Source organism: Anaerorhabdus sp. (assembly GCF_036641015.1).
GTDB lineage: Bacteria > Bacillota_I > Bacilli_A > Erysipelotrichales > Erysipelotrichaceae > Anaerorhabdus.
This window is the reverse complement of record NZ_JAVWFO010000048.1, coordinates 1-13,859: the sequence shown is the minus strand read 5'-3', so window position 1 is coordinate 13,859 and position 13,859 is coordinate 1. Positions and strand designations below refer to the sequence as shown.

Genomic DNA, 13,859 nt, shown 5'->3' with positions numbered 1-13,859 from the left:
GCACCATTCAAACTAATGAACCTGTGTATTTAACACAGGTTTTTGTATACTTCTAAGTAATTAATATTTTTTGATTTCTACTTCAATAAGTAGGAAGAAATGTAAGAGAAAGAAAATGACAAGATGATTTTTGAAGATGGGAAAATAAAATTAGATGTAATTATATAAGTAGATTATTAAAAAAAGATATTTATACAACTAGAATGTGTAAAACAATGTTTTTTTTAACTATTCACACTGGTGTGTAGAGTGGCTAAAGATAAACTGCTATTTGAAATATAGATCTAAAATATTAAAATAGAATGAGTTTTCTTTGTTCGTTTGTTGAAGATTATAATTATTTTCAATATACTCAACTATTGTATTTTTTGGATTGATAACATTAATTTTGTTATATCTTGTGTTATATTTCTTAGTTTTATTTAGTAAAGCATTTGAATCTTGACAAGGGTATAATAACTATGTGAACATAATTAAAAGAGGATTGAATATGAAAAACAGTATAAAGTTATGCATTTTAATTGTTATGATGATTACAATAAGTGGTTGTTACAATTCAAATGGTGATACTAGTACACCTAATGAAGAAAATGAAGAACAAATAGTTAATGATCTACAAACTAAAGAGACCATTATGAAAGAGAAAGTTCAAAATTTTATTATTGAAAATAATACTTTTACTGATTATGTTGATGGTACCTATAATTCAATTGTATCGATATATGGAGAAATGAATGTTTCGTCTGCATCAATTGATATAAAGGTCAATGATGGTAATATTATAATCGAATCTAGTAGTTCGTTTGGATCAAAGAATGATACTGTTAAACTATTAGAGATATATAAAAGTGGAGATGATATAAAGTATTTCACTGAACATATTATTTATGAAGCTTTTTGTTATGAGAAACCAAATGAGAAATACAATCCTGATCATTACGCTGCTTATTTAAAATATTATGGAAACAGTAATGATGAAGAAACATTAAAACTTACTTGTTATGAACAATTTAAATTTGATATAGCCTATGATGAAGATAATGATATTTTTGTAGATGCGGAAGTTGGTTCACCAACAATTGGAAATGAAATGATATTTAAGAAAGATCTTGATAAACAAGTAAGAATTGCATATAACAAAATTGTAGAAAGAGAAGAAATATTTAATAAGAAATTGAATGAACTTATTGAGTATATTGAAAATGAAGTTTTCATTGAAGGAGAAGCAGTTTAAAAGTTAATTGTAAATGTAAGTAACAACATGACTTTGGATTTATATTTGATACAAAATATCAATAGAAGGTAATGACTTTAAAAATCATTATCTTTTTATATTTTTTAGGAATAACATAAAAATCACATTAATTGACTACAAAAAAACGAGTGTTAGAGTGTGTTTATCGATAGGGAGAATAAGACTTGCTTGCGATGAATGCAACTAAACTTGTTTTATTTAATTCTCGTCGGTTATGAATTTCTATTACTTGCGACTGATACGGGAGATTGGTTGAAGAGCTCTCAAGAATAGAATATTTATGAGACCAGAAACATCCAAAGGAGCATATATTATGTTACATTTTAAAAAAGAACAAAAGAAAGACTTAACTGTCTCAACACCTAATCTTGCAGTATTTACTGAAGATACCAAATTTCCAAAAAACAAATTGAATGATGAATCAGTTCCAGCTGAAGTTGCTTATCGATTAATCAGCGATGAATTAATTGATGAGGGAAATGCTAGACAAAACTTGGCAACCTTCTGTCAAACCTATATGGAACCAGAAGCAACAAAGCTTATGTCAGAATGTTTAGCTATTAATGCAATTGACAAATCAGAATATCCAAAGATGACTGAAGTAGAAAACTATTGTGTTAATATACTTGGTGATTTATGGCATGCACCAAATGATGGTACTGCATTAGGAACTTCCACAGTTGGATCATCAGAAGCTTGTATGCTTGGTGGTCTTGCTATGAAGTTTAAATGGCGTCAAGAAGCTGAAAAAGCAGGAGTAGATATAAAAGCTAAAAAACCAAACTTAGTTATCTCATCTGGATATCAAGTTTGTTGGGAAAAATTCTGTGTATATTGGGATATCGAAATGAGAGAAGTACCATTAGATGAACAACACATGAGTTTAAATATTGATAAAGTATTAGATTACGTAGATGATTATACAATTGGTGTAGTAGGAATTCTAGGTATTACATATACTGGAAAATTCGATGATATTAAAGCGTTAGATAAGCTTATCGAAGAATATAATAAAACAGCAAAAGTAAAAATCGGTATTCATGTTGATGGAGCATCTGGCGCAATGTTTGCACCATTTGTACATCCTGAAATTGAATGGGATTTTAGTTTAAAGAACGTACGTTCTATAAGTACTTCTGGACACAAATATGGATTAGTTTATCCAGGTGTTGGATGGGTTTTATGGAAAGATCAAGAATTCTTACCAAAAGACTTAATATTCTATGTTAACTACTTAGGTGGTGAACAACCAACAATGGCTATTAACTTTTCACGTTCAGGAAGTCAAATTATCGGACAATATTACATTTTTATGAGATATGGAATGAATGGTTTAAAACTAGTTCAAACACATACTCGTGATATTGCCGTAAGTATTACAAAAGAAATTGAAAAGATGGGAATCTTTGAAATTTACAATGATGGTGATAACGTTCCAGTAATTTGTTATCGCTTAAAAAATCCTGAAAATCATAAATGGACACTTTACGAATTAGCAGATCGTTTAGCTATGAAGGGATGGCAAGTTCCTGCATACACATTGCCAGCTAATTTAAAAGATACCGTTATTCAAAGATTTGTTATACGTGCAGATTTCTCTGCAACTATGCGCGATGCATTAATACAAGATATGACAATGGCAATTGATTATCTTGAAAAGAATACTCAAACTGATACTGCAGGCAAATCTATGTCAGGTAAACAAGGATTTACTCACTAGACAGTAATTAAGAGAGGAGATTTAATATGTCTAATAAAAACCCAGTTAATACCAAAAAACATTTAACATTATTTGGATTCTTTGCATTAACTGCAACAATGGTTATGACAGTATATGAATATCCAACATTTGCATCATCTGGATTATCATTAGTGTTTTTCCTAATTGTAGGGGGCCTATTTTGGTTCTTGCCAGTTGCACTATGTGCAGCTGAAATGGCAACTGTAAAAGGATGGGATACAGGAGGTGTTTACTCTTGGTCTGGCAATATTCTCGGAGAAAAATGGGGATTTGCCAACATCTTCTTCCAATGGTTCCAAATAACTGTTGGTTTTGTAACAATGATTTATTTTATACTAAGTGCACTATCTTATGTTTTCAATTGGGCACCACTAAATAGTGATCCAGTTGTAAGATTCTTTGGTGTATTGATTATATTCTGGGCATTAACTTTGTCACAATTCAAAGGTACAAAGTTAACTGCTAAAATTTCAAAAATCGGATTCAGTATTGGTATTCTAATTCCAGCTGTCATTCTATTTATCTTAGCAATTGGTTATTTTGCTACAGGTGGTAAGAGTAGTATGTCACTAGAACTAAGTTCTATGATTCCAGATTTCACTAAATTAAATACTCTAGTAGTATTCGTGTCATTCATTCTAGCTTATGCAGGTATTGAAGCATCAGCATCACATGCTAATGAAATGACAAATGTTAAACGTGACTATCCATTAGCAATTCTTGGATTAGTTCTATTAGCAATTATTTTAAACACTATTGGTGGTGTAGCAATTGGAGCAGTAGTTCCAGCTGATAAACTAGGACTATCAACAGGTGTATTACAAGGTTATAGTGGATTACTAGCACACTTTGGTAAAGGCCTAGATTGGGTTGTAAGAATCATAGCTTTACTAATTGCTGGTGGTGTTATTGCTGAAGTATCAGCATGGGTTGTAGGACCTTCTTGGGGAATGCAAGTTGCTGGTAAACAAGGCTTATTACCAAAATCATTATCAGAAACAAATAAAGAAGGCGTTCCAACTAAATTCTTATTATTACAAGGAGTAATAGTTACTATTTGGACAGCTATCTTAACATTTGGTGGTGGAGGGAATAATAACTTATCATTCTTCACTGCAATTTCATTAACAGTAGTAATTTATATTATTGCTTATATTATTTTCTTTATTGCATATATCAAGTTAGTATTAAAACACGATGATTTACCACGTGCATTCCAAATCTCTAAGAGTAAAGTTGTACGTTTAATTATAGGATTCTCTGGATTAATATTATCAATTGTTGGATTTGCAATTTCGTTTGTACCACCATCACAATTATCAGGTCCTGGTGTATCAACGACATATATAACAATATTATCAGTAAGTTTTATAGTTACATTATTTATACCTTTCATTATCTATTATATTATGAGAAAGAAAAATCCACTTCCTGCTGGTGTAAAAATGCCAGTGTTAAGTGATGATAGTGAAGAGTAAACATATACAAAGAAAGCAACGATTTAGGTCGTTGCTTTTAATATTTTATTCATAACGTAGTGCATCGATTGGATCCATCTTAGCAGCTTTATTGGCAGGATAGTATCCAAAGAATACACCAATACTCATACTAAATAAAACTGAAATTACAATCGCTGATATACTTGTTTTTGCAGGATAACCAAGTAGTGATGAACCAAAACTTCCTAATGCAATTCCAATGCAAACTCCCATTAATCCGCCAATTAAGCAAATGACCATGGCCTCAACAATAAATTGTAAACGGATATTTGTGTTAGTTGCACCTAAGGCTTTTCGAGTGCCTATTTCCCTTGTTCTTTCGGTAATTGATACTAACATGATATTCATAACTCCAATACCACCAACAAGTAAACTGATTGCTGCAATTGCTGCGATTGCTAAAGTAATTGTTGATAACATTTCAGTCATTGATTCAAGCATACTTTCCATGTTTGATGCAGAGACAGTATATGAATCATTTAATGTATAGTAACTTTGAAAGAATGATGTAGTTTGATTTAAGAAAGTTGTACTATCTACCTCGTTATTAGCGACTATTGTAAAGCTACTATATCCATCTTGCAAATTTGAAAATTGCTTTAAAGTAGTTATTGGTAGATAACAGTCAGTTGTAATAGATGATGAACTCATTACCTGTCCATTTGAATCGTATTTGTAGACACCTGCTATCGTAAGTGTTTTGGTAAAACCATTAATTGAAACGTCTATTGTTTGCCCAACAGCATTTGCACTTGAACCAAAAATATCTTTTGCAAATTCGTTAGATATGATACAGGTTTGTCTGTTTGAATCTAAATCCTCTTGATTAATAAATCGGCCAGTTATCATTTCGATATTATTGGCAATAGAATAGTCTGTATTGACACCTATCATATTCACAGTAGCGGTGTTTTGATTCTTTGTGATTTTAGATTGTGATCCGCCTTCAGCTAGCGATATGGCTTTAAGTTGATCTTTGAAAGCTGATCTATATTCATTAATCATATCAGTTGAAATTAAGTCTTCATCAGAATAGCTAGTCTTAGTAAACATTCTTATAGAAGTTGAATTCGATGAGTTTGATGAATTCTTTTCAACCAATGAAACATTTACGTTGGAAATACCAAAACTAGACATAGAATCAGTAATCGAAGATGTCATTGAATTTCCTAAAGTAACGATTGCTATTACAGCACTTATACCTATAATGATTCCTAACATAGTTAATAAGGCTCTCATTTTATTAACACGTAGACTTTGCAATGCTAGAAGTATGTTATCCCAAATACTCATGATATCCATCCCCAATACGATCGCTAATAATATTTCCATCTTTTAAAGTAATAATACGATCTGTTTCTTTTGCAAGTTCTTGACTGTGTGTGATTAATACAATAGACATCTTCTTTTCTCGATGTAATTTATGAAATAAGTCCATGATAGATCTTGATGTAGATGAATCAAGTGCACCAGTAGGTTCATCTGCAAGCAGTAGGGTTGGATTATTGCTGATTGCCCTTGCGATTGCAACTCTTTGTTTTTGCCCGCCAGATAGTTCATTTGGTTGGTGTTTCATTCGATCTTTCATTCCAACTAACTCCAATAATTCTTTTGCTCGTTTATTGCTTTCTTTTTTACTCATGCCAGCATAAAGCATAGGTAATTGGACGTTTTTAAGGGCAGATAGTTTACCGATTAAATTGAATGTTTGAAAAATAAATCCAATTTTTTGACATCTAATTTTAGAAATTTCTGTATCTTTTATGGTGGAAATTGGAATATCATCTAATATATATTCCCCTTCGGTTGGTCTATCTAATGCACCAATAATATTCATCAATGTTGATTTTCCAGAGCCTGATTCACCAACTATAGCAACAAATTCACCTGGATATATTTTGAGATTTATACCATGTAATATTTCGAGTTCATTGGGTTTACCAATAAAATACTTTTTAATAATATTATCTAAATCAATAATTGGAGTTTCATAATTTATCATGGACGTTGTCCTCCGCCGTTTGGTGGAGTTTGACTACCAGACATTTCAGGCATAGTTATTGCGCCTTGCACTTCGGTATTCATTTCAAAGCTTTCACTTTCGTTAACATTTGCTTCTTCTTCATTTGCGCTTGCGCGTACTTCTAAACCTTCTTTAATGGTTGCACCTGATATTTCAGCGTAATAATCTGTTTTATTACCAATAGTTACTTGGGTCTCGATGAATTCTCCTGCTTCATTTTTAACGTAAATTACGGAAGTGCCATCATCTTTTTCCTCGATAGCATCAAGTGGAACAGTGAATACATCATCAGTAGAAGAAATTAGTATTTCTACTTTAGCACTCATTCCTATCAACAATGAACTATTAGATGAGGTTATTTCAACTTCTACTTGGAAACCACTAGATGAACCTTGTGCTCCAGCTGTTGCAACAGGAGAGATTTGTGTTACTATACCACTCAATTCTTCATCTACGGCATCGCTTGTAATTCTTGCAATCATACCAACAGACACTTTTTGAATGTCATATTCATCGATAGAGAAAGTTATTTTTAGAGAATTGGTATTTTGGATTGTTGCAATTGTTCCACTTGCTTTACTACCAACGGTTGCATTTAATGAGGTTACTTTCCCACTGGATTTAGCTTTTAGTGTATAGTTTTCTAATTGTTCCAATAAATCTTCTAAATCAGTAGAACTAGATGTGCTTGAATTTAGAACTTTGTATGTTTCGTTTACTTTGGCATCAGCGCTACTAAAGGATTCAGTAAGTTTATCTAATTGTGATTTAGCATTCTCATATGTTGATTTAGCTTGTGTCATTGTGTTGTGTAATTCTTGGTAGTTAGAATTTGATTTAGCGTTTTCTAAGTTTGTTTGTGCTTCTTTATATGTTGCATTAGCTGCATCGTATTCTTGTTTAGCTTGAGTATATTCGGTGTATAAAGCTGAATTTGTATCAGCACCACTACAATCTGATGTGTAACCAGCGCCTAAACATGCACCTTCTTTTTGGTTTAAAGTAATTCCTTTTGTTTGTAGGTTACTTTCTGCACTATTGTATAAATTTTGTTGATTAGTTATAGAGTTTTCGACTGTTTGATACTCAGATAATGCGGCTTGATAGGCAACGTTAGCACTATCGGTTATTGATTGTTGTTTGCTAAAATTACTCCACGCTGTTTCTTTAGCTGCAAGTGCATTATCATAATTTGTTTGATTTGTTTCTTTTGATGTTGTTTGTGTTTCTTTTGCTTTAGCGATTTTCTTGTCTAGTTCAGATGAATCCAATGTGCAAATAATATCGCCTTCATTAACAGTGTCACCAACATTAACTAATACTTCTTTAATTGTTGCTTCAACATTTGAAGTGACATTACTTGTTTCTTGACTTTCAATATTACCAGTAGCACTTACGGTATCTTCTAAACTATTTTTAGTTAATCTGATTGTCCTTGTGTAATTTTCTTGTACTTTTGAGTTGCTTTTTGTTTTAGCAAAAACTTTGTTATATATGGTTGTGCTTAGAATTCCAATACATAACAAAGTAACAAGTACCATAATAATTCTTATCTTTTTTGGTAGGTGTTGAATCGGTTTAATATTTATTTTGTTCATACTATTCTCCCTTAGTAATGTATATTAAGGTTAAATGATGAATTTGAGATTAAAGTGTGTTTTATTTGAATTTTATGTGAAGAAAAAAATCTTATCACATATTCATGATAAGACTTTGTAAGGCTATTACTCTGATATTTTTTTGTTTCTTTCGTAAATAATTTTCATACCTTTAAAAGCTAAATCAGGATCATATACATTTATTAAATCAGTTTCATTGTAAATGATTTTACCTAATCCACCAGTAGCTATGACTTTTACTTTTATATTGCCAAGTTCTTTTAAAATTTGTTTTACTATATATTCTACTTGTCCAATATATCCGTAAACAATTCCTGATTGCATTCCGTTAATTGTATTCTTAGCAAGGATATGCTCTGGTTTAGCAATCTCAATTTCTGGAAGTTTAGCAGTTTGATTCCATAATGCTTGGGCACTGATTTCGATACCTGGTGAGATTACAGTATATTCAAAGACACCTTTTTCTGATACATAATCAAATGTTGTGGCAGTTCCAAAGTCAATAATAAGACATGCTTGATGATAAGTGTGATATGCGGCAGCAACATTGACAATTCTATCTGCACCAACTTCTCTTGGATTATCTGAATTCACTTGGATACCTGTTTTTACACCAGGACCAATAATGGTAGGGATTTTATCTAAATATTTTATAATGCAACTATTTAATGAATACATTACTTTAGGAACAACACTAGATATGATTACATCTTCGATTTGTTCACTCGATATGTGGTATTTATCTAATAGTGTACTTAGGCATATACCATATTCATCAGATGTTCTAGGGGTTTTAGTTGTAAGTCTAAAATTACCTACTAAAGTATCACCATCAAAGATACCCATTGTAATATTTGTATTTCCGACATCAATTGTTAGTAACATTGATTTTACCTCTATAGCATTCTTCTAAAATTACATATGCTAATTTTTCTTTACTCATTAATTCAATTTCTTTAGTTTCACTTGGACGAATAATTGTAACTTTGTTTGTGTCAGTTTTAAAACCAGCACCAATAGTAGTTAAACTATTTGCAATTAATAGGTCACAGTTCTTATTTATACATTTCTTTGTACCGTTTTCAATTAGATTTTCAGTTTCCATTGCAAAACCACAAAGAATTTGATTTGGTTGTTTGTTTTGACCTAGGTATAACAAGATATCATCGGTCTTTACTAAATCTAATGTAAGTGATGAATCATTCTTTTTTATTTTTTGAATAGCAGGATTAGGAATTGTGTAATCAGCAACTGCAGCTGTTTGAATAATACAGTCTTGTTCCATCGCTAATTCTTTCATCTTGATAAATAGATCATCAGCACTAGTTATATTAATGTTTGTTATTAAATTTATTGGTGTTAAATTACACGGACCACTAATTAAAGTAACATTAGCTCCTAAATTGCGAGCTGCTTTTGCAATGGCATAACCCATTTTTCCACTAGAGTGGTTTGTAATAAAACGTACGGGATCAATTGCTTCTTGTGTAGGACCAGCTGTTACTAAAATATTTTGACCCAATAAAGGTTTTGGACTGATTGCAAATTCAATAGCTTCTTCGATGATGTCGATGTTTGCGAGTTTTCCTTTGCCCTCATCACCACATGCAAGAAGTCCACTTTCAGCATCGATGATGGTATAACCTAATTCTTTGCATTTATTAATATTTTCAATTGTAACAGGATTATTAAGCATACCTGTATTCATAGCGGGACATATTATTTTTTTACAAGATGCGGCTAGAAATGTGGTAGTAAGCATGTCGTCTGCTAGACCGTGAGTAATTTTAGCAATCACATTTGCAGTAGCTGGCGCTATAACAAAACAATCTGCTTTTTTGGCTAAAGATATATGCTGTACATTGTATTCAAAATTACGATCAAAAGTGTCTATACTGACACGATTTCCACTAAGTGTTTCAAATGTTAAAGGAGAAACAAATTCAGTGGCATTTTTGGTCATAATTACGTGGATATCGTAATCTTTTTTCTTAAGGTTACTTACTAATTGACAGGTTTTGAATGCTGCAATACCACCAGTTACACCGACAACAATACATTTACTCATAATTATTTCCTCTCTAGCATAGGGCTTAATGCTTTATACAAAGCAGTAACGACAATAGCAGCTAAAATCATTTCTGCTATGCCATTTGTTGAAATAACAACTAATATTAAATTGATAAGACCATTTATGGTGACTCCTTTTGCCGCAGCGTAAGGTTGACCAAAAAATAGAGCGATACTACCCATAACTAATACCGTATGAATTAATGTATTAATAATGGCGGTTAGAGAAACATTTAATGTAGAATTCCATTTTAGGCGATTAAAAAACTGATACAACCATCCACTAAAGAATCCTAAAAAGATTCTAGGACCAAACACAATAAGCAAACTTGCAAAGTTACCACTTGTCCCACCAATTGATACAAAAGGTGAGAATACAAATGATGTAATTGTTGGTTGAGTAGTGTTAATGAATAAACTCATTAAACCAAATACAAATCCAACAGCGGCACCATACTTTGAACCTAGTAAAATACCGGCAAGAATTACTGGAATGTGCAAAGTCGTTGCGCGAATGACACCAATTGGAATAAATCCAAGGGGTGTAAGCATCAGTACAATTTCAATTGCGATAAAAAAAGCTAAATAGACAAATGTCTTAAGTTGTGTTGATTTCATAAGTACCTCCTATCACTTCCTTAGCGGAATGCAATGAACAAGAAATCATTTAGTTAAATGCTTAGTAATTGAATAAGTGTCATAAAGATCACTTTTCTTAAGCAGTAATATTATACAGCGTATCTTTTGAAATGTCAGTAAAATTAAATTATAATAAATACATAAAGGAGACAATTATATGAAATACTTAGTGTTCTCAGATATTCATGGATCATTGGAATCCGTTGAATTTATGTTAAAGAAATTAGTGGAAACTAATGCCGATAAATGCTTATGCTTAGGGGACTTTTTATACCATGGGCCAAGAAATGATTTACCTGAAGATTATAATCCTAAAGCGGTAATACCATTATTGAATTCAATTAAAGACAAAATAATTGCGATAAGAGGTAACTGTGATAGTGAAGTAGATCAAATGGTACTAGAATTTTCGATGATGGAAGATCGACATGTTTTTGACTTAGGTAAACGAAAGTTAATGATGACTCATGGTCATTTAAATTTACCGCTTGTAAATATAGATATTATTTTAAGTGGTCATACACATATTCCTAGGGCAGATCGTGAAGAGGGGATAATTGTTTTAAACCCAGGTTCAATAACTATGCCAAAAGGTGGATATGATAGAAGTTATGGTGTATTAACAGAAGATGAATTTATTGTTTTATCACGTGACGAAGAAATATTAATGCAAATTGAATTCTAAAAAAACCATCGTAAGATGGTTTTATCTTTGAGATCTTTCAAGTCGTGCATTGTTTTCATCAATAACTTTGTTATCTTTGATATATACACGGGTTAGACGTTCACTTAAGTTTGTTAGTATTTCATAAGGAATAGTTTCTAAATCTAAAGCTACTTCCTGAACGGGTATATGTTTTCCAAATAATTCTACTTTAGTTCCAACTGGGTAGAATTTTTTAGTGTGAATCATACATTGATCCATACATATTCTACCAACTATTGGGGCTAATTCGCCATCAATATATAAACAACGCCCTTGATTTTTTCTGAGCCATCCATCAGCATAACCGATTGGTAAAGTAGCTATAATTTCGTTTGTTGTAGTTGTATAAGTTGCACCATAACTAATGGTTTCATCCTTATTTACTTCTTTGATGCATGCGATTGTAGAATAAAGTGAGAATACAGGCTCTAAATTTTGATCGTGAGCGCTGATTCCGTACATGGATATACCAAGACGCCCCATATTGGTAAAACCCTCAGGAAACGATAATAAAGCGTCAGAATTATCACAGTGAATATAAGTGAACTTATAATTTAAAGCGGTAACGCAGGTAACAAACTTTTCATACTGACATTTAGTCATTTCCATGTCAGGGTCATCAGAACAAGCAAAGTGAGTAAATATTCCTTCTGGAATAATATCGTTTTCTAAACAAAGGTTTAATGCTTCTTTACACTCATCAATGTTCTTAATTCCAATACGATTCATACCAGTATCGACTTTTATATGTATATGCAGTCCTTTGGGATCTTTTTTTATGATTTCCTTAAGCCATTCAAGTGATACAATTGTTGTAGAGATTTGATGTTGAATACATAAATCGATATCGTTTGGGTTAACATAACCAAGAATTAATATTTTTTCTTGGCATCCTTCATTTCGTAAAACCAAGGCTTCATCAAGGCTAGATACAGCGAAGAACTTTATGCCTGATTCTATTGCGGTTTGAACGATATGTTGGTCGCCACTACCATATCCGTTGGCTTTAATAACACAAATCAAATCTTTTTTTGATTTTTCTTGAATATACTTAAAGTTATTCTTTAATGCATCAAGGTTGATTTCAACCCAACTTTCTCTATACATGTTAATCTCCTATACTATTCTTGAACTATAAAATGCTGCGTATACACCACCAACACGGAATAATAATCCCAATAGCGAATTAAAATTAAAGCTTAATAGAATTCTTAAATATGTTTGGAATGCAGCGATAAAGTAGCTGATATTTGTAAATACTCCAAATCCAAAGTAGTTAATCATATCTGCACCTATAAAACATATTACAGCGCAAACGGCTCCAAGGATAGAGAATTTTAATTGAACTCCTCTTCCATAGGTACGAATAGCCCATCCAATTGCATAACCTATTAATAGGAATACATATGAAAATTCAATACGTAACATTTGTGCTAATAAACCATAAGCAACCATTAAAACAATGGTAGCGACAATACCTGCTAGTAATGCTCTTTGGAAACGTTGATTTCTTGATAAAGCATCTGTATTAAATACTTTTAACATTTAAAAAAACCTAGTATACTAAATAAGACAAACCTGTCAATATTTACTAATAACCCTTTCAATAAAAAGAGTATAACAAAAAAGTAAAAAAATTTCCATTAATGTGTTGACTTGGTTTAGGTGGTATGATATATTAAGTAAGCACTAAAAATACCTGGAGGTTTAGCTCAGTTGGGAGAGCATCTGCCTTACAAGCAGAGGGTCAGCGGTTCGAGCCCGTTAACCTCCACCATTTTTATGATTGCATCAAGTTTATATAGAGGATTAAGAAACCGCCCTCAACATACATGCCGACTTAGCTCAATTGGCAGAGCAATTGATTTGTAATCAATAGGTTGTAGGTTCGATTCCTATAGTCGGCACCATTTATTTAAACTTGGAGAGGTAGCGAAGTGGCTAAACGCGGTTGACTGTAACTCAATTCTCTTAGAGTTCGGCAGTTCGAATCTGCCCCTCTCCACCATTTTTCTACTCAAGACTTTCTCGGGCAGAAACATAAAGATATAAACGCGGTTAGAAGCATTTGATTGGGGCATAGCCAAGCGGTAAGGCATCAGACTTTGACTCTGACATTTCCCTGGTTCGATCCCAGGTGCCCCAGCCAATTTATTAATTTTGTCCCGGTAGCTCAGGTGGTAGAGCAACTGACTTTTAATCAGTGGGTCGGAGGTTCGATTCCTCTCCGGGACACCATTCTTTAAATCAAATATGCGGATGTAGTTCAATGGTAGAACTTCAGCCTTCCAAGCTGACTACGTGGGT

12 protein-coding genes and 5 tRNA genes are annotated in these 13,859 nt (G+C 32.3%); 9 read left to right on the top strand and 8 right to left on the bottom strand.

The genetic code is table 11. The features are described from left to right. The first annotated feature begins 490 nt into the window (after window positions 1-490). From RR430_RS07425 to RR430_RS07415, 3 genes are all read left to right on the top strand, one after another. Window positions 491-1,234, top strand: coding sequence for a hypothetical protein (locus RR430_RS07425; protein ID WP_332488540.1), 744 nt, complete (start codon window positions 491-493; stop codon window positions 1,232-1,234). 334 nt (window positions 1,235-1,568) lie between these two features. Continuing rightward, entirely contained in the window at window positions 1,569-2,975 is a 1,407-nt protein-coding gene (locus tag RR430_RS07420) for a glutamate decarboxylase (protein ID WP_332488538.1), read from the top strand. A 26-nt stretch (window positions 2,976-3,001) separates the two neighbouring features. Next, entirely contained in the window at window positions 3,002-4,474 is a 1,473-nt protein-coding gene (locus tag RR430_RS07415; protein WP_332488536.1) for an amino acid permease, read from the top strand. Window positions 4,475-4,519: 45 nt separating this feature from the next. Here RR430_RS07415 and RR430_RS07410 read toward each other — a convergent pair whose 3' ends face one another. The 6 genes from RR430_RS07410 to RR430_RS07385 form a co-directional block, all read right to left on the bottom strand. Further along, window positions 4,520-5,788: an ABC transporter permease gene (locus tag RR430_RS07410; RefSeq protein WP_332488535.1), complete on the bottom strand. Its 1,269-nt coding sequence runs from the start codon at window positions 5,786-5,788 to the stop codon at window positions 4,520-4,522. Continuing rightward, window positions 5,772-6,497, bottom strand: a complete 726-nt coding sequence (locus tag RR430_RS07405) for an ABC transporter ATP-binding protein (protein WP_332488533.1) — start codon at window positions 6,495-6,497, stop codon at window positions 5,772-5,774. The genes RR430_RS07410 and RR430_RS07405 overlap by 17 nt, the downstream gene beginning before the upstream one ends. Continuing rightward, window positions 6,494-8,116 carry an efflux RND transporter periplasmic adaptor subunit gene (locus tag RR430_RS07400; protein WP_332488532.1) on the bottom strand — a complete coding sequence of 541 codons (1,623 nt, stop codon included), beginning with the start codon at window positions 8,114-8,116 and terminating at the stop codon, window positions 6,494-6,496. Before RR430_RS07400 ends, RR430_RS07405 begins: the two co-directional genes overlap by 4 nt. A gap of 126 nt (window positions 8,117-8,242) precedes the next feature. Continuing rightward, window positions 8,243-9,022 (bottom strand): type III pantothenate kinase, encoded by a 780-nt coding sequence (locus RR430_RS07395; RefSeq protein WP_332488531.1) that lies wholly within the window; start codon window positions 9,020-9,022, stop codon window positions 8,243-8,245. Continuing rightward, window positions 9,006-10,205 (bottom strand): bifunctional phosphopantothenoylcysteine decarboxylase/phosphopantothenate--cysteine ligase CoaBC, encoded by a 1,200-nt coding sequence (coaBC, locus tag RR430_RS07390; protein ID WP_332488530.1) that lies wholly within the window; start codon window positions 10,203-10,205, stop codon window positions 9,006-9,008. Before coaBC ends, RR430_RS07395 begins: the two co-directional genes overlap by 17 nt. 2 nt (window positions 10,206-10,207) lie before the next feature. Further along, window positions 10,208-10,825, bottom strand: a complete 618-nt coding sequence (locus RR430_RS07385) for an ECF transporter S component (protein WP_332488529.1) — start codon at window positions 10,823-10,825, stop codon at window positions 10,208-10,210. Between the two features lie 178 nt (window positions 10,826-11,003). On the opposite strand from RR430_RS07385, the gene yfcE reads away from it, so the two are divergent. Beyond that, a complete protein-coding gene (gene yfcE, locus RR430_RS07380; RefSeq protein ID WP_332488528.1) occupies window positions 11,004-11,531 on the top strand; it encodes a phosphodiesterase in 528 nt (175 codons plus the stop codon). Window positions 11,532-11,552: 21 nt separating this feature from the next. On the opposite strand, the gene alr is transcribed toward yfcE, so the two are convergent. Continuing rightward, window positions 11,553-12,659: an alanine racemase gene (alr, locus tag RR430_RS07375; RefSeq protein ID WP_332488527.1), complete on the bottom strand. Its 1,107-nt coding sequence runs from the start codon at window positions 12,657-12,659 to the stop codon at window positions 11,553-11,555. Window positions 12,660-12,668: 9 nt separating this feature from the next. Continuing rightward, entirely contained in the window at window positions 12,669-13,097 is a 429-nt protein-coding gene (locus tag RR430_RS07370) for a hypothetical protein (protein ID WP_332488525.1), read from the bottom strand. A 156-nt stretch (window positions 13,098-13,253) separates the two neighbouring features. On the opposite strand from RR430_RS07370, the gene RR430_RS07365 reads away from it, so the two are divergent. From RR430_RS07365 to RR430_RS07345, 5 genes are all read left to right on the top strand, one after another. Continuing rightward, window positions 13,254-13,329 (top strand) — tRNA-Val (locus RR430_RS07365). A 57-nt stretch (window positions 13,330-13,386) separates the two neighbouring features. Further along, window positions 13,387-13,462, top strand: a tRNA-Thr gene (locus tag RR430_RS07360). Between the two features lie 13 nt (window positions 13,463-13,475). Continuing rightward, window positions 13,476-13,560: transfer RNA gene (locus RR430_RS07355), tRNA-Tyr, on the top strand. A 65-nt stretch (window positions 13,561-13,625) separates the two neighbouring features. Continuing rightward, a tRNA-Gln gene (locus tag RR430_RS07350) sits at window positions 13,626-13,701 on the top strand. 13 nt (window positions 13,702-13,714) lie between these two features. After that, window positions 13,715-13,790: transfer RNA gene (locus RR430_RS07345), tRNA-Lys, on the top strand. Window positions 13,791-13,859: the final 69 nt, after the last annotated feature.

What these genes read in the sequence shown, in the direction of transcription:
- RR430_RS07425 (WP_332488540.1), top strand. Translation starts at nt 491, where the DNA reads ATGAAAAACAGTATAAAGTTATGCATTTTAATTGTTATGATGATTACA.
- RR430_RS07420 (WP_332488538.1), top strand. Translation starts at nt 1,569, where the DNA reads ATGTTACATTTTAAAAAAGAACAAAAGAAAGACTTAACTGTCTCAACA.
- RR430_RS07415 (WP_332488536.1), top strand. Translation starts at nt 3,002, where the DNA reads ATGTCTAATAAAAACCCAGTTAATACCAAAAAACATTTAACATTATTT.
- RR430_RS07410 (WP_332488535.1), bottom strand. Translation starts at nt 5,788, where the DNA reads ATGAGTATTTGGGATAACATACTTCTAGCATTGCAAAGTCTACGTGTT.
- RR430_RS07405 (WP_332488533.1), bottom strand. Translation starts at nt 6,497, where the DNA reads ATGATAAATTATGAAACTCCAATTATTGATTTAGATAATATTATTAAA.
- RR430_RS07400 (WP_332488532.1), bottom strand. Translation starts at nt 8,116, where the DNA reads ATGAACAAAATAAATATTAAACCGATTCAACACCTACCAAAAAAGATA.
- RR430_RS07395 (WP_332488531.1), bottom strand. Translation starts at nt 9,022, where the DNA reads ATGTTACTAACAATTGATGTCGGAAATACAAATATTACAATGGGTATC.
- coaBC (WP_332488530.1), bottom strand. Translation starts at nt 10,205, where the DNA reads ATGAGTAAATGTATTGTTGTCGGTGTAACTGGTGGTATTGCAGCATTC.
- RR430_RS07385 (WP_332488529.1), bottom strand. Translation starts at nt 10,825, where the DNA reads ATGAAATCAACACAACTTAAGACATTTGTCTATTTAGCTTTTTTTATC.
- yfcE (WP_332488528.1), top strand. Translation starts at nt 11,004, where the DNA reads ATGAAATACTTAGTGTTCTCAGATATTCATGGATCATTGGAATCCGTT.
- alr (WP_332488527.1), bottom strand. Translation starts at nt 12,659, where the DNA reads ATGTATAGAGAAAGTTGGGTTGAAATCAACCTTGATGCATTAAAGAAT.
- RR430_RS07370 (WP_332488525.1), bottom strand. Translation starts at nt 13,097, where the DNA reads ATGTTAAAAGTATTTAATACAGATGCTTTATCAAGAAATCAACGTTTC.